The organism is Pseudomonas sp. R2-7-07, assembly GCF_003852355.1.
Taxonomy (GTDB): Bacteria; Pseudomonadota; Gammaproteobacteria; order Pseudomonadales; family Pseudomonadaceae; genus Aquipseudomonas.
Genome location: NZ_CP027759.1, coordinates 2,890,563 through 2,905,611, shown reverse-complemented (window position 1 = coordinate 2,905,611; position 15,049 = coordinate 2,890,563). Strand labels below are relative to the sequence as shown.

Genomic DNA, 15,049 nt, shown 5'->3' with positions numbered 1-15,049 from the left:
GTTTGCCCCTGGTGGTTTTTTCAGGGACCATGGCGCCTTTTCGTTCCTGCCAACATGAGGCGCCCATGGCCAACCACGACCTGACCTTCACACCCGACCCGGATGCCGATTCGATCTCTTCCGACGTGATCGGCTTCAACGGCATCCTGGTCTCCACCCAGATTCCAACCCGCGCCGACGGCAGCCTGGAGCTGGGCGATATCACGCTGCAAAGCGAATGCACCCTGCAAGCGCTGAAAGTCGCGCTGGAAAAAGCCGGCAGCTCCATGGACCGGGTGATGCACCTGACCATCTACCTGACCGACATGGCCGACCGCGCCGCGTTCAACGAAGTCTACAAACGCTTTTTCGCCAAGCCATGGCCGGTACGGGCGGCGGTGGGTGTTGCCGCGTTGGCTGTAGAAGGTATGCGTGTTGAAGTAATGGCAATGGCTGCCAAGGCCTGACTGGGTCAAAACTGTGGGAGGGGGCTTGCCCCCGATGAGGCCGTCTCAACAAATGCATGTGTGACTGACCCACCGCCATCAGCGGCAGGTCCATGAGCCCGACAGCCCTGTGGTAGATGCCGGTAAGACTTTTCGCAGCTACAATGCCCGCCTCGACCGTGACAAGCCTGACTAAAAAAACTATGTCCTTGCCCAAGCATCACCTGGAATTGCTCAGCCCTGCCCGCGATGTGGCCATCGCACGCGAGGCTATCCTGCATGGCGCCGACGCCATTTATATCGGCGGGCCGAGCTTCGGCGCCCGTCACAATGCCTGTAATGAGGTGAGTGATATCGCTCAACTGGTGGAATTCGCCCGCCGTTACCACGCTCGCGTCTTCACCACCATCAACACCATCCTGCATGACAACGAGCTGGAGCCGGCGCGCAAGTTGATCCACCAGCTCTACGACGCCGGTGTCGATGCCTTGATCGTGCAAGACCTGGGCGTGATGGAGCTGGATATTCCGCCCATCGAGCTGCACGCCAGCACCCAGACCGATATCCGCACCCTGGGCCGTGCCAAGTTTCTCGACCAGGCCGGTTTCTCCCAGTTGGTACTGGCGCGCGAGCTGAACCTGCAAGAGATCCGCGCCATCGCCGACGAGACCGATGCCGCCATCGAGTTCTTCATCCATGGCGCCTTATGCGTGGCGTTCTCCGGGCAGTGCAATATCTCCCACGCACAGAACGGCCGCAGCGCCAACCGTGGCGATTGCTCCCAGGCGTGTCGCCTGCCGTATACCCTCAAAGATGATCAGGGCCGCGTCGTCGCCTTTGAAAAGCACCTGCTGTCGATGAAAGACAATAACCAGAGCGCCAACATTCGCGCGTTGGTCGAAGCCGGCGTGCGTTCGTTCAAGATTGAAGGCCGCTACAAGGACATGGGCTACGTGAAGAACATCACCGCCTATTACCGCCAGCGCCTAGATGACGTGCTTGAAGACCGCCCGGACCTGGCCCGCGCGTCCAGCGGGCGTACCGCGCACTTCTTCCTGCCCGACCCGGAAAAAACCTTCCACCGTGGCAGTACCGACTACTTTGTCAGCGACCGCAAGATCGATATTGGCGCTTTCGACACCCCGACCTTCACCGGCCTGCCGGTGGGTGTGGTGGAAAAAGCCGGCAAGCGCGACTTGCAGGTGGTCACCCATGAGCCGCTGTCCAACGGCGACGGCCTCAATGTACTGGTCAAGCGTGAAGTGGTGGGGTTCCGCGCCAACATCGCCGAGCCCAAGGGCGAATTCGAGGAAGACGGCGAGAAGCGCTACCGCTACCGCGTCGAACCGAACGAAATGCCGGCGGGCCTGCACCAGCTGCGCCCGAATCACCCGTTGAACCGCAATCTGGACCATAACTGGCAACAGGCGCTGCTCAAGACCTCGGCCGAGCGTCGTATCGGCCTGGCTTGGGTGGCGCGCCTGCGTGAAGAACAGTTGCAAATCACCGCCACCAGCGAAGAAGGCATCAGCGCCAGCGTCACCCTGCCCGGCCCGTTTGGCGTGGCCAACAAGCCGGAACAGGCCCTGGACACCCTGCGCGACCTGCTGGGCCAGCTCGGTACTACCGAGTACCACGCCACCCGCATCGAGCTGGACGCGCCGCATGCGTTCTTCATTCCCAACTCGCAGCTCAAGGCGCTACGCCGTGAAGTGATCGAAGCCCTGACCGCCGCTCGCATCGCTGCGCATCCACGGGGCGCACGCAAGGCCGAGACCACGCCGCCGCCGGTGTACCCGGACGCGCACCTGTCGTTCCTGGCCAACGTCTACAACCAGAAGGCCCGCGACTTTTACCACCGTCACGGTGTGAAGCTGATCGATGCCGCCTTCGAGGCCCACGAAGAAACCGGCGAAGTACCGGTGATGATCACCAAGCACTGCCTGCGTTTCTCGTTCAACCTGTGCCCTAAACAGGCCAAGGGTGTGACGGGGGTGAAGACCAAGGTGGCGCCGATGCAGTTGATCCATGGCGATGAAGTGCTGACGCTGAAGTTCGACTGCAAACCGTGCGAAATGCACGTGGTCGGCAAGATCAAGGGGCATATCCTTGGCTTGCCGCAGCCCGGCAGCGCGGTGGAGCATTTCAATCCGGAAAACATCATTTTCCAGGGCACACACTGACCCTCTGTAGGAGCGAGCTTGCTCGCGAAAAACCTGAGAACGCCGCGTGTTAACCCGATGAGCTGCGTTATCGTTAGCGTTCTTCGCGAGCAAGCTCGCTCCTACCGAAGCTACGGGGCCACCACCAGCCCCGCTGCAACCCCGCCGCCGCCAGCAGAATCGCCGCCACGCCCAACCATTGCAGCCACCCCAGGCGATGTCCGAAGGCGATCCAGTCGACGAAAATCGCCGCAATCGGGTAGATGAACGACAAGGCGCCGGTCATCGCAGTCGGCAGCTTCTGTATCGCCCCGTACAACAACACATACATCAACCCGGTGTGCACCAGGCCGAGGGTGGCGAGTGCCGCCCAGGCATCAGTCGACGTGGGCAAGCGGTCCCAAGGCACCAGCGGCGCCAGCAACACCGCGCCGGTAGTCACCTGGATCAACGCCATCAAATGCGGCGGCACTTGCTTGAGCTGCTTGATGATCAGCGCTGCAATCGCGTACAACAACGCCGCGCCCAGGGCCAGCGCGATGCCGGTCAAATAGTCCTCGCCAGCCGGTTGTTCACCATGGGCCGTGACGATGGCCAGCATGCCCAGGAACGCCACGCTCAGCCAAGCCATCTTCTGCAGGGTGATTTTCTCACCGAGAAACAGCGCCGCCAGCATCACCAATAGAAACGGTTGCACGTTGTACACCGCCGTACTGATGGCGATTGACGCCCGCGAGTAGGATTCGAACAGCAGCAGCCAGTTGCCGACGATGGCCACACCGCTGAGTACCGCCAGCCCGAACCTGGCCCAACTGAGCAAGTCCAGCTTCAGGTAGCCGAGCCATGCGCACACCAGCAGCAGCGCCAGCGCGCCGATCACACAGCGCCAGAACACCACTTCGATCACCGATACGCCCGACACCAGCACAAACCAGCCGATGGTGCCGGAGATCAGCATGGCGGCGATCATTTCCCAGGTTCCGCGACGGACAGCTGTATCCATGATTGATGCTCCTCAAGTGAGGCTCAATTATGGCAAGCTGCCCGACAGCCGCTCCAGTGACTAAAAAAGGCCAAAACCTCAAATCACCTTTTCTTATTAGGCGAACAGCATGATTGACACCATCGACCAGCAACTGATCGCCGCCTTGATGGATGACTCGCGTCTGTCCCTCAAAGCCCTGGCAGGCATCACCGGGCTGTCTTCGCCGAGCGTCGGCGAGCGCTTGCGGCGCCTGGAGGAGCGCGGCGTGCTGACCCACTACACCGTCGATATTGATCCCAAGCATTTTGGCTACCTGCTGCAAGCCATCGTGCGCATCCGCCCCCTGCCCGGCAAGTTGCAGGAAGTGGAACGGCAGATTCAGGCAATCCCCGAATTCACCGAATGCGACAAAGTCACCGGCGAAGACTGCTTCATCGCCCGCCTGCATGTGCGCACCATGGACCACCTGGACAGCCTGCTCGACCGGATTAATGGGTATGCCGAAACCAACACTGCCATCGTCAAGAAAACCCCGGTGAAACGGCGCTTGCCGCCGCTGACTGACTGAAAGTGCACTGCACAAACATGTGGGAGGGGGCTTGCTCCCGATAGCGGAGTGTCAGTTTCAGATGCGCTGACTGACACTCCGCTATCGGGAGCAAGCCCCCTCCCACACTAGACTGCTCCAGCCGTCGATTTAATCCTGGAGCGCTTTCGCTGCAGCGAGCAACCCCCGGAATTTGCCATACCGCGCCGCCAACACCGGCTGCACCCCCTCATCAGGTACATACCGCGCCTTCACCGGCATCCCCGCCGCCAGCAAATCAGCGCCCTCCCCGATGGCCATGAACCCCAATTTCGCCGCCCCGATGCACGCGCTCAGTTCGCTGCCATGCAGGGTAAAAACCTCCCGCTGCAGAATGTTCGCCAGCAGCTGCGCCCAATACTCACTGCGCGCCCCTCCGCCGACGAGCGCGAAGGATTTGACCTCAGCCCCGGTCGACTGCACCGCGCGCCAGGCGTCGAGCAAGCCAAAACCCACGCCTTCCATCACCGCATAGCCGAGCATCGCCGGTGTGCAGTCATGGCCAAGCCCCATGAAACCGCCGCGCAGCAAGGGGTCGTTATGCGGCGTGCGCTCACCCGCCAGGTACGGCAGAAACAACGGGGTGGACAGCGGCACCGCGTGTTCGATTGGCAGTTGCGCCTGCACCTGGTCCAACAGCGTTTGTTCATCCGCCATGCCCGTCAGGCGCGTTACCCAGCGCAAGCAACTGGCGCCGGCCAGCATGGCGCCCATGGTGTACCAGCGCTCGGGCAGCGCATGGCAGAAGCTGTGCACCGCACTGGCCGGGTTGCCGGCGGCGTGCGCGGTAATCGCGACAATCGCCGCGCTGGTGCCCAGGGTGATAAACCCGTCACCGGCGTCGATAGCGCCGATCCCGACGGCCGCTACCGGGTTATCGCCGCCGCCCCCGGCGATCACCACCTGCGGCGACAAGCCCAAGCCTGCGGCTGTGACACAAGCACTGGCGGCACCGCCCTCCACCAGCCTGGGCATCTGCGCAGGCGTCAGGCCGGTCGCGTGCAGCATCGGGGTAAACCACTCACGTCGCGCCACATCCAGCCACAGGGTGCCGGCGGCGTCCGACATCTCGCTGATCCGCTCCCCGCACAGGCGCAAGCGCAGGTAATCCTTGGGCGACAGCACGCAATCAATCGCCTTGAACACCTCGGGCTCATGCTGTTGCAGCCAGAGTAGTTTCGGCGCGGTCAGCCCGGCCATCGGCAAGCTGCCGGTGATCTCGGCATAGCCGGTGCCCAGTTGTTCTGCCTGCCGAACCGCGCGGGAGTCGTCCCACAGGATTGCCGGGTACAACACGCGGTTGTCGGCCCCCAGCAATACCGCGCCGTGCATCTGCCCCGACAGGCCGATACAGGCCACGCGGGCAAACGCCTCATGGGTGCGCAGTGAGTCCAGTGCCTGCAGGCAGGCCTGCCACCAGTCTTCGGGCGCCTGCTCGGACCAGCCGCCATGGCGGCGCGACACGCTCAAGTGCACGCCCGCGCGGGCCAGCACGCTGCCGTCGAGGTCCATGAGGATGGCTTTGAGTTCGGAGGTGCCAAGGTCTATACCAAGGGAAACAGGACGGTTCATACGGGGTGGGTCCGATCAATCACAGCCACAGGAATTACGCACCTGCAGGCGTGGCGCCAGGCGCACGCTGTGCTTGGGTGCAGTGGGGGTTGCCATGCGTTGCAGCAACAGCTCGACAGCGCGGGCGCCCAGTTGCTGGACCGGCTGGGCGATCAAGGTCAGGCGTGGCACGAAAAAGTCCGCCCATTCGAAATCATCGAAGCCGACCAACGCCATTTGCCCCGGCACCTCGATCTGCGCATCACGCAGGGCGTGCATGGCGCCGAGGGTCATCAGATTATTGCCGGCCATGATGGCGGTCGGCGGTTCGGCCAGGCTCAGCAACTGCCGGGTGGCCTGGCGGGCCGGCTCGGTATTGGAGCCGCCGTTGACCAGCAATTGCGGATCGAACGCCAGCCCCGCCGCCTGCAGCGCGGCCTGGTAACCCGCCACCCGCTCATCGGTGGTGCTGAAGCCCGCACGCCCGGCGATAAAGCCGATGCGCCGGTGCCCGTGGGCGACCAGGTGCTCGATCAACGCCTGGGTGGCCTGGCTATTCTCCACCCCGACCTGATCGAACTGCTCGCTCATCATGCGATCCACCAGCACCGCAGGCAGCTCATTGGCGCGCAGGTAGTCCAGCGCCAGCGAGCCGTTCGACGGCGCCAGCACAATCCCGTCGACCCGCCGGTGATGCAGCGCGGTGACCACGCGCAATTCCTGCTCCGGGTCGTCGTGGGTGTCGACAAACAGCATCATGTAGCCGTGCCGGGCGCACTCGGTTTCAATCGCGTGCACCGTCTCGCTGAAGTAATGGTTGGACAGCGCCGAGATCGCTACGCCAATGGTGTTGGTGGTGGAACGGGCCAGCGCGCGCGCCAGGGTGTTGGGGATGTAGCCCAGCTCCCGGATCGCACGCTGTACCGCCTGCACCGTGGCCGGGCTGACCTTGCGGGTGCCGTTCAACACGTGGGACACGGTCGACGGCGACACGCCGGCCCTGCTTGCCACGTCGTCCATGGTGACCACGGCGCGCTCCCCTTGAGTCAATCAGTGCTTGCTCGACCAGCCGCTGTAGCTGCCGACGTTGTCGCGGGTGATGAGTTTGGGCGTGAGCAGGGTCACCGCTTCGGCCGGGGCCTTGTCATTGAGCAGATCATTGCCGACGTTAACCGCCGTCTGGGCCATGGCCCATGGGTCCTGGCTGGCGGAGGCCTGGATCTGCGTGTCGGTCTTGAGCGCATTCTCGATATCCGGCGCGCCGTCCACCGAGGTAATGATGATGCCGCTGCGTTTGAGCTGCTTGGCCGCCAGGTCGCTGCCGATGGCTTGCGGGTCGTTGATCGCGAACAGGCCGTCGATTTTCGGGAAGCGTGTCAGGTAACCCTGCATCGCGTTCAGGCCGCCTTCGCGCGAGCCCTTGGCGTCCTGGTCGTCGGACAGCAGCTTGATATCCGGCGCGGTGGCCAGGGCGGCCTTGCAGCCTTTGACGCGGTCGGTCACGGCGGTGACTTGCGGGCCGTTCTGGATGATCACATTGCCTTTGCCCGAGAGCTTGTCCACCAGGTACTGGCAGGCCAGCTTGCCGGCTTCGACGTTATCGGTCTGCACCGTGGCGTTCACACCCTTGGCGTCCACATCCACCGCTACCACCACAATCCCGGCGTCGCGGGCTTTCTTGATCGCCGAGGCCATGGCGGACGGGTCGACGGCATTGATCAGGATCAGGTCGACCTTGGACGAAATGAAGTTGTCGATCTGCGAGAACTGCTTGCTCAAATCATAGTCAGCCGACACCGACGTCACCTTGACGTTGGGGTTGAGTGCCTTGGCCTGCGCCGTGGCGCCGTCGGCCAGGGTCACGAAGTACGGGTTGCCCAACGAGCCCATGCTGATGCCCAGCGCCTTGAGTTCGCGGGCCTGCACGGCCTGGGACATCAGGGCAGCCAAGGCAATGACGGGGAAGATACGTTTGACGTTCATGGCGGTCTCTCTTGTGATTGTTGTAGGAGTGAACTCAGGTTCGGGCGCCGGACTGGCGATAGCGATCCAGCGCCACCGCGCCGATGATCACGATGCCCTTGATGATGTACTGCCAGATATCCGATACCCCCAGCAGCACCAGGCCATTGGTGAGCACCGCGATGATCAGTGCGCCGATCAGTGTGCCGCCGATGGTGCCGACGCCACCGGTGAAACTGGTGCCGCCGAGGATCACCGCCGCGATCGCATCCAGTTCGTAGGATTGGCCCAATTGCAAGCCATTGGCGGCGAACAGGCGCGAGGCGCTCATCACCGCGCCAAGCCCGGCCAGGGCGCCGGACATCGCGTAGACGAACAGCAGCACTTTCCACACCTTGATCCCCGACAGCCGCGCGGCTTCCGGGTTGCCGCCCACCGAGTAGATCTGCACACCCATCACCGTGCGCCGCAGAATGAACCACGACAGCGCCACCACGGCCACGGCGATGACGACCAGCCACGGCACGCCGAGGATCGAGTCGTTGCCGATAAAGGCAAACGGCAAGTCCGGGTTGAATACGGTTTTGTCATCGGCCAGCAAGCGCGCCAGGCCGCGCATGGCGGTCAGCGCGCCGAGGGTGACGATAAACGGCGGCAGGCGCATGAACGCGATCAACCCGCCGTTGACCAGGCCCAGCAACAGCCCGAAGCCGATACCGGCGGCAATCCCGAACATGCCGAACTGCGGCGACATCGACGCCTGCAGGGCGACCACCGCCGACGCCGCGAGGATCGCGCCGACGGACAGGTCGATACCCGCCGTAAGAATCACAAACGTCATGCCGGCCGCCAGCACCACATTGACCGAGGCCTGCTGCGTGATGATCGACAGGTTCTGCATCGTCAGGAAGTTTTCGCTGGCCAGGGCAAAGCCCACCAGCAGCAGCACCAGCACCGGCAACATGCCCACCGTGCGCATCAGCTCGCGTACGCGTTCAGCCTTGCCCGTCGTTGTTGTTGCGATATTCGATTCAGCCATTGACCACCACCTGATCGCCACCGGTGGCGAGGTCGATAATACGTTCCTGGGAGATGACGTGACCGGAGGCCCCGCCGACTTCAGCCACCAACTGGCCTTCGCGCATGACCAGCACACGGTCGCAGGTGCCGATGATTTCCGGCAGCTCGCTGGAGATCACCACGATGCCGACACCCGCCTGGGCCAATTGATTGATGATGCGGTAGATCTCGGATTTGGAGCCGATGTCCACGCCACGGGTGGGCTCATCCAGGATCAGCACATGGGGCTTGACCTCCAGCAGACGCGCCAGCAACACCTTTTGCTGGTTGCCACCGGAAAGCGCGCCCACATTGACCTTGCCCGACGCCACGCGGATCGACAGCGCCTTGATCGCGTCGTTGGCGCGCTGTGCGCCATGGCTGCGATCCAGCACACCGCCGGCGTGGGCATCCGGCACACAGGCGCACACATTGATGTTGTCGGCCACGCTCATGTCGAGGAACAGGCCCTGGGCCTTGCGGTCTTCGGTGAGGTACACCACGCCGGCGCGGATCGCATCGGCCGGGGTGCGCAATTGGGTCACGTGCTTGCCGACCACTTCGAGGGTGCCGCTGGTGCGTGGGTCGGCGGCGAAGATCAGTCGCGCCAGCTCCGTGCGCCCTGCCCCGACCAGCCCGGCGATGCCCAGCACTTCGCCGGCATGCAGGTCGAAGCTGCAGTGGCGCACGCGTTTGCCGTCGGCCATGTCACGCACGCGCATCACCACGTTGCCAGGGTTATAGGCGGCGTGTTCTTTCTTGTAGAAGCCGGAGAGATCGCGGCCGACCATCATTTTCACCAGCACTTCGGCCGACAACGCATCGCGGCTCAGTTCGCCGATGTACTGGCCGTCGCGCAGCACCGAGACCCGGTCCGACAACTCGTAGATCTCGGCCATGCGGTGGCTGATGTAGATGATCGCCAGGCCCTGGCCGCGCAGTTGTTTGATCAGCGCAAACAGGCGGTCGGTCTCGCGGGAGGACAGCGGCGTGGTCGGCTCGTCCATCACCAGGATCCGGGCGTGGGCATGCAGGGCGCGGGCGATTTCCACCAGTTGGCGCTCGGCAATCGACAGGCTGCTGACCGGCGTCGAGGGTTTGAACTCGGCGCCCAGGCGTTGCAACACCTCGACGCAGCCGTCCTGCATGCCCTTGCGGTCGATGGTCCAGCCACGCCGCAGCTCGCGGCCCAGGTAGATGTTCTCGGCCACGCTCAGGTTCGGGCACAGGCTCAGTTCCTGATAGATCACGGCGATGCCGAGGGCTTTTGCGGTAGCAGGCGTGAAGGTAGCGACGGGCTGGCCATCGATGCGGATTTCGCCGCCGGGGTCGGCCTGATAGGCGCCGGAGAGGATTTTCATCAGCGTGGATTTGCCGGCGCCGTTCTCCCCCATCAAGGCGTGGATTTCCCCGGGGTAGACCTTCAGGCCGACGCTTTTGAGCACGCGCAAACCGTTGAAGGTTTTGCTGATGCCCTGCATCTCAAGCAAGGGTTCAAGGCTCATGGATGAGCTCCTGGATTTATTGTTTTTGTTGTCGAGTGGTGCCGACTCTAGTCCAGATACATTTGCTTACGCAAGCGCTTGCGTGCGCATTTATTTGCTTGATGAAACGTTTCACCCAGCCAAAAATACGCGAAGCCTTGCCGCGCCGGCTTTTACGCGTCAAATGGATGGCGTAGCCATCAAAACGCCATGATTTCTGCTATTGTCCCAGGAACGCATCTCCTGCGCGTCGCGTTCGCGCGATCGTCAATGAGCATGCTCCACGCCATCGTGTTTTGCCGATGGCAGGCCTGAAGTTCACGGAATGCTTGGCAATGGACACCCCTCTACCCGACCCGCCCCAATCACGCGCTGAAAAGATCGTTGAGTTCAAACGCCAGAAAACCTTGCTCAAGACCGGTGCGCTGCAGGATGCGATCTTCAACAGCGCGTATTTCTCCAGCATCGCCACTGACGAAAAAGGCGTGATCCAGATTTTCAACGTCGGCGCCGAACGCATGCTCGGTTACGCCGCTGCCGATGTGCTCAACCGCATCACCCCCGCCGACATCTCCGACCCTGCCGAACTGATCACCCGCGCCGCTGCCCTCAGCCTGGAACTCGACACGCCGATCACACCGGGTTTCGAAGCCCTGGTGTTCAAGGCTTCCCGCGGCATCGAAGACATTTACGAACTGACCTATATCCGCAAGGACGGCAGTCGCCTGTCGGCCATGGTTTCGGTGACCGCCTTGCGCAACCGTCATGACACCATCATCGGCTACCTGCTGATCGGCACCGACAACACCGCACGCAAGCAGGAGGAAGCCGAACGCAAAGGCTTCGAGCGCGCGCTGGAAGAAAAGAACCTGGAGCTGGAGCATGCCAGCCACATGAAGTCCGAGTTCCTTGCGACCATGTCCCACGAGTTGCGCACGCCGCTGAACGCGGTGATCGGCTTTTCCGAGGCGCTCAAGGATGGCCTGGTGGGCGATATGAGCGAAGTGCAGCGCGAATACATCGGCGATATTTTCACCAGCGGGCAGCATTTGCTGTCGCTGATCAACGACATTCTCGACCTGTCCAAGGTCGAGGCTGGGATGATGGACCTGGAGCTGGAGGCCGTGGCGCTCGATGGGTTGCTGGCCAACAGCTTGCTGATCGTGCGGGAAAAGGCCGCGCTGCAGCGCATCGAGTTGAAACTCGAATGCGCGACGGATTTCGGCGTGCTGGCCCTGGACCTGCGTAAGACCAAGCAGATCATCTACAACCTGCTGGCCAATGCGGTGAAGTTCAGTGAACACGGCGGCCGCGTGACCCTGGCGGTGCGCGAAGTCAGCCGCGCCCAGGTCGGCCAGGTGCCGGGGGACTGGCCGGCCCATGGCTTCGCCCTGCAGCCCAGCGCGCACCAGCGGTTTCTGGAACTGAGCGTGAGCGACGCCGGCATCGGTATCGCCGAAGACGACATGAGCAAGCTGTTCAAGGCCTTCAGCCAGATCGACAGCAGCCTGGCGCGCAAGTTTGAAGGCACGGGCCTGGGGCTGGCGATGGTCAAGCAACTGACCGACCTGCACGGCGGCAGCGTCGCTGTGGCCAGTCGCGTGGGCCTGGGCGCGCGCTTCGTAGTGTGGCTGCCATTGCATCGTGCTCCGGAGGCGTCATGGCCGACATCCTGATCGTCGAAGACAACGAGGCCAACATGCGCCTGGCCCGCCTGCTGCTGATCAACGCCGGGCACACGGTGCTGTGGGCCGCCGATGCCGAAATCGGCCTGACCCTGGCCCGGGAAAAACAACCGGCCCTGATCCTGATGGACATCCAACTGCCGGGCATGGACGGCCTGGCCGCCACGTCCCTGCTCAAGCAAGACCCCATTACCGCCCATATCCCGGTGATCGCCCTGACCGCGATGGCGATGAAGGAGGACCGCGAAAAAACCCGCCTGGCCGGTTGCGATGCCTACATCATCAAGCCGCTGCGCTACAAAGAGCTGTACCAGGTCATCGACAGCTTGCTGCAAAAGACTATCAACCCCCTCACATGAGCCCTCTCCATGGCCAGCCAACCCGCCACGCTGTTGATCGTTGACGACGAACCCCAGGTTCGCAAGCTGCTGGAAACCCTGCTGCAGCATGAGGGCTACCAGACCCTGAGCGCCGCCAGCGGTGAAGAAGCCCTGCTGTTGGTGGCGCAACAGCCGCCGGACCTGATCCTGCTGGACATCATGATGCCGGGCATGGACGGCTACGAAGTGGCCAGCCACTTGAAGGGTGATGAAACCACGGCCAGCATCCCGATCATCATGCTCTCGGCCCTGAGCGAGTCCAGCGCCCGCGTCAGTGGCCTGGAAACCGGCGCCGAGGAGTTCCTCAGCAAGCCGGTGGAGCGCGTCGAGTTATGGCTGCGGGTGCGCAACCTGCTGCGGCTCAAGGCCCGTGGCGACCAGTTGAAAAACCATAGCCTGTTGCTCGAGCAGCAACTGCAGCGGCAAACCGATCAGACCACCGGCATGAGCGTGCACGACCTGGCGCGCCAGGACCTGGAAAAGGACTTGCGCCTGGCGGTTGAGCAACAGGATTTCACCCTGCACTACCAGCCCAAGATCGAGTTGGCCGGTGGCCAGATATGCGCCCTGGAAGCCTTGCTGCGCTGGGAGCGCCCAGGCTATGGGCCGGTGTCTCCGGCGGTGTTCATTCCCATACTGGAGAGCATGGGCTTGATCGTGATTGTCGGGCGCTGGGTGATCGACAGCGTGTGCCGACAGATCGCGACCTGGCAACGCGGCGTTATCGGCGCTGTGGAGGTGTCAGTGAATGTCTCGGGGCATCAATTGATCGAAGGCGACCTGATTGCCGATATCGCCCATACCCTGGCCAGGACCGGGGTTCAGGCCCATTACCTGGAGGTCGAACTGACCGAAAGCTCGCTGATGGAGAACACCCAACGCACCATCGCCAGCCTGCAGCGCCTGCGCGCCATGGGCGTGAAAATCTCCATCGATGACTTCGGCACCGGCTATTCAAGCCTGGCGTATCTGCGCCGTTTCCCCATCGACACCTTGAAGATCGACATCGCGTTCATCCGCGAAGTCACCTCCAACCCACAGGATGCGGCCATCACCCGCACCATCATCGAACTGGCCCACAGCCTGAACCTGCGGGTGGTGGCCGAAGGCGTGGAAACCCAGGATCAGCTGGCGTTTTTGAAGGAGGCCGGGTGTGACCAGATCCAGGGCTACCTGTTCAGCCGACCGTTGCCGGCTTCCACCCTGGAGCGCCTGCTGCTGGAGCGCCTGGCCCCCGCGCCTTGATCGCTGACTCCGGCGCTCTTGATACTGCGGCCAGCAAGCGTCAAACCACATTGAACCTGTATCCGGCCATGCCTCTCCAACCTGCATAGACCACGGCCGGATGCACGCTTGATGACGTTTATTTTATGGATGGCCGTACTCGGGGCTATTTTGCTGATACTGGCCCTCACCTCCTCCTATCTGCGCTGGATGCCGGTGACCACCTCGGCGGTGTGCCTGTTGCTGGGGGTCGCCATCGGCCCACTGGGTGCGGACCTGCTGCACCTGGACATCAAGGGCTCGGCCCGCTGGATGGAGCACCTGACCGAAGTCGCGGTGCTGTTTTCACTGTTCGTCAGCGGCTTGAAACTGCGCCTGCCCCTCAAGCATCGCACCTGGCGTATCGCCTTCGGCATGGCCGGGCCGGTGATGCTGTTGACCATCCTCGGCGTGTGCCTGGCGTTGCACTATCTGTTGGGGTTGTCATGGGGTGCGTCATTGCTGGTCGGCGCGATGCTCGCCCCGACCGACCCGGTGCTGGCCGGCCTGGTCCAGGTCAACAATGCCCAGGACGATGACCCGTTGCGTTTCGGCTTGTCCGGTGAAGCCGGGCTGAACGATGGCACGGCCTTTCCCTTTGTGATTTTCGCGCTGCTGTTCATGCAGCACGGCGGCTTCGACGGTGACTGGCTGGGTGGCTGGGTACTGAAGAATCTGCTGTGGGCGGTGCCGGCCGGCTTGTTGATTGGCTATTGGATGGGCCGGGGCATCGGGCGTGTGACCTTGCGCATGCGCATCGCCAATGCCGACAGCACCCTGTCGCCCAACGATTACCTGACCCTGGCCCTGATTGCCTTGGCCTACGTGGCGGCGCAAGCCGTGGGTGGCTATGGCTTCCTGGCGGTGTTCGCTGCCGGGCTGGGGTTGCGCCAGGCCGAATTCAAATCCAGCGGCAAAGCGCAGACACCGTCCGAGCACCTGGCCCGCCCCGTGGTCGGGCATCTGGAAGTGGCGCCGGAAAAAGCCTTGCACGGCGATGTCAGCGCGCTGGAAGACACGCAAATTGCCGCCGGGGTCATGATGGGCGACATGCTGGCGTTCGGCGGGCTGGTGGAGCGTTCGATGGAAGTGTTCCTGGTGACGGTGCTGGGGATCGTGCTGGCCAGTCATTGGGATTGGCGCGCCCTGCCGATAGCGGCGTTGTTGTTCTGTGTGATCCGGCCGCTGAGCGTATTGGCGATGCCCTGGGGGCGCCTGATCGATCTTCGCCAACGCGGCTTGATGGGCTGGTTCGGCATTCGCGGGATCGGCAGTATCTTCTACCTGTTCTATGCCCTCAATCACGGCCTGATCGGCACCAGCAGCGCGGTAGCCGTGGACCTCACGGTATCGGTGATCGCCTTGAGCATTGTCGTGCATGGCCTGAGCACTCAGCCGATGCTGGCGTGGTACGAGCGCCGCAGCCAAGCGATGGGAAAATGAAGAGACGCCGATTGGAAATAAACGGATAACTCTGTATTGACAAACGCTGGAACCGATGAAGTTC

At 62.8% G+C, this 15,049-nt stretch carries 14 protein-coding genes; 8 read left to right on the top strand and 6 right to left on the bottom strand.

What is annotated here, in order from left to right:
- Positions 1-65: 65 nt before the first annotated feature.
- Positions 66-446: a RidA family protein gene (locus tag C4J86_RS13145; protein WP_124370709.1), complete on the top strand. Its 381-nt coding sequence runs from the start codon at positions 66-68 to the stop codon at positions 444-446.
- Between the two features lie 182 nt (positions 447-628).
- A complete protein-coding gene (locus tag C4J86_RS13140; RefSeq protein ID WP_124370708.1) occupies positions 629-2,608 on the top strand; it encodes a U32 family peptidase in 1,980 nt (659 codons plus the stop codon).
- 73 nt (positions 2,609-2,681) lie between these two features.
- Here the strand turns inward: C4J86_RS13140 and C4J86_RS13135 are convergent, their stop codons facing one another.
- Positions 2,682-3,590, bottom strand: a complete 909-nt coding sequence (locus tag C4J86_RS13135) for a DMT family transporter (protein WP_124370707.1) — start codon at positions 3,588-3,590, stop codon at positions 2,682-2,684.
- Positions 3,591-3,699: 109 nt separating this feature from the next.
- Here C4J86_RS13135 and C4J86_RS13130 point away from each other — a divergent pair, with 109 nt between their 5' ends.
- Positions 3,700-4,140 carry an Lrp/AsnC family transcriptional regulator gene (locus C4J86_RS13130; RefSeq protein WP_124362860.1) on the top strand — a complete coding sequence of 147 codons (441 nt, stop codon included), beginning with the start codon at positions 3,700-3,702 and terminating at the stop codon, positions 4,138-4,140.
- A 129-nt stretch (positions 4,141-4,269) separates the two neighbouring features.
- Here C4J86_RS13130 and xylB read toward each other — a convergent pair whose 3' ends face one another.
- The 5 genes from xylB to C4J86_RS13105 are packed head-to-tail and all read right to left on the bottom strand — an operon-like array spanning position 4,270 to position 10,235.
- The gene (xylB, locus tag C4J86_RS13125; protein WP_124370706.1) at positions 4,270-5,730 is read right to left on the bottom strand and encodes a xylulokinase; all 1,461 of its coding nucleotides are present in this window, start codon (positions 5,728-5,730) and stop codon (positions 4,270-4,272) included.
- Positions 5,731-5,745: 15 nt separating this feature from the next.
- Entirely contained in the window at positions 5,746-6,738 is a 993-nt protein-coding gene (locus tag C4J86_RS13120) for a LacI family DNA-binding transcriptional regulator (RefSeq protein ID WP_124370705.1), read from the bottom strand.
- Positions 6,739-6,759: 21 nt separating this feature from the next.
- Entirely contained in the window at positions 6,760-7,692 is a 933-nt protein-coding gene (locus tag C4J86_RS13115; protein WP_124370704.1) for an ABC transporter substrate-binding protein, read from the bottom strand.
- Between the two features lie 34 nt (positions 7,693-7,726).
- Positions 7,727-8,710 (bottom strand): ribose ABC transporter permease, encoded by a 984-nt coding sequence (locus tag C4J86_RS13110; RefSeq protein ID WP_124367048.1) that lies wholly within the window; start codon positions 8,708-8,710, stop codon positions 7,727-7,729.
- A complete protein-coding gene (locus C4J86_RS13105) occupies positions 8,703-10,235 on the bottom strand; it encodes a sugar ABC transporter ATP-binding protein (RefSeq protein ID WP_124370703.1) in 1,533 nt (510 codons plus the stop codon). Before C4J86_RS13105 ends, C4J86_RS13110 begins: the two co-directional genes overlap by 8 nt.
- Here C4J86_RS13105 and C4J86_RS13100 point away from each other — a divergent pair.
- From C4J86_RS13100 to C4J86_RS13080, 5 genes are all read left to right on the top strand, one after another.
- Positions 10,234-10,428 (top strand): hypothetical protein, encoded by a 195-nt coding sequence (locus C4J86_RS13100; RefSeq protein ID WP_124370702.1) that lies wholly within the window; start codon positions 10,234-10,236, stop codon positions 10,426-10,428. The genes C4J86_RS13105 and C4J86_RS13100 overlap by 2 nt on opposite strands.
- A 121-nt stretch (positions 10,429-10,549) precedes the next feature.
- Complete coding sequence (locus tag C4J86_RS13095; RefSeq protein ID WP_124362854.1) at positions 10,550-11,890, top strand: HAMP domain-containing sensor histidine kinase; 1,341 nt, start codon at positions 10,550-10,552, stop codon at positions 11,888-11,890.
- Entirely contained in the window at positions 11,875-12,258 is a 384-nt protein-coding gene (locus tag C4J86_RS13090; protein ID WP_124362853.1) for a response regulator, read from the top strand. The genes C4J86_RS13095 and C4J86_RS13090 overlap by 16 nt, the downstream gene beginning before the upstream one ends.
- 9 nt (positions 12,259-12,267) lie before the next feature.
- Positions 12,268-13,524, top strand: a complete 1,257-nt coding sequence (locus C4J86_RS13085; RefSeq protein WP_124370701.1) for an EAL domain-containing response regulator — start codon at positions 12,268-12,270, stop codon at positions 13,522-13,524.
- Positions 13,525-13,635: 111 nt separating this feature from the next.
- Positions 13,636-14,985, top strand: a complete 1,350-nt coding sequence (locus C4J86_RS13080) for a sodium:proton antiporter (protein WP_124367043.1) — start codon at positions 13,636-13,638, stop codon at positions 14,983-14,985.
- Positions 14,986-15,049 lie beyond the last annotated feature (64 nt).

What these genes read in the sequence shown, in the direction of transcription:
- C4J86_RS13145 (WP_124370709.1), top strand. Translation starts at nt 66, where the DNA reads ATGGCCAACCACGACCTGACCTTCACACCCGACCCGGATGCCGATTCG.
- C4J86_RS13140 (WP_124370708.1), top strand. Translation starts at nt 629, where the DNA reads ATGTCCTTGCCCAAGCATCACCTGGAATTGCTCAGCCCTGCCCGCGAT.
- C4J86_RS13135 (WP_124370707.1), bottom strand. Translation starts at nt 3,590, where the DNA reads ATGGATACAGCTGTCCGTCGCGGAACCTGGGAAATGATCGCCGCCATG.
- C4J86_RS13130 (WP_124362860.1), top strand. Translation starts at nt 3,700, where the DNA reads ATGATTGACACCATCGACCAGCAACTGATCGCCGCCTTGATGGATGAC.
- xylB (WP_124370706.1), bottom strand. Translation starts at nt 5,730, where the DNA reads ATGAACCGTCCTGTTTCCCTTGGTATAGACCTTGGCACCTCCGAACTC.
- C4J86_RS13115 (WP_124370704.1), bottom strand. Translation starts at nt 7,692, where the DNA reads ATGAACGTCAAACGTATCTTCCCCGTCATTGCCTTGGCTGCCCTGATG.
- C4J86_RS13110 (WP_124367048.1), bottom strand. Translation starts at nt 8,710, where the DNA reads ATGGCTGAATCGAATATCGCAACAACAACGACGGGCAAGGCTGAACGC.
- C4J86_RS13100 (WP_124370702.1), top strand. Translation starts at nt 10,234, where the DNA reads ATGGATGAGCTCCTGGATTTATTGTTTTTGTTGTCGAGTGGTGCCGAC.
- C4J86_RS13105 (WP_124370703.1), bottom strand. Translation starts at nt 10,235, where the DNA reads ATGAGCCTTGAACCCTTGCTTGAGATGCAGGGCATCAGCAAAACCTTC.
- C4J86_RS13095 (WP_124362854.1), top strand. Translation starts at nt 10,550, where the DNA reads ATGGACACCCCTCTACCCGACCCGCCCCAATCACGCGCTGAAAAGATC.
- C4J86_RS13090 (WP_124362853.1), top strand. Translation starts at nt 11,875, where the DNA reads ATGGCCGACATCCTGATCGTCGAAGACAACGAGGCCAACATGCGCCTG.
- C4J86_RS13085 (WP_124370701.1), top strand. Translation starts at nt 12,268, where the DNA reads ATGGCCAGCCAACCCGCCACGCTGTTGATCGTTGACGACGAACCCCAG.
- C4J86_RS13080 (WP_124367043.1), top strand. Translation starts at nt 13,636, where the DNA reads ATGACGTTTATTTTATGGATGGCCGTACTCGGGGCTATTTTGCTGATA.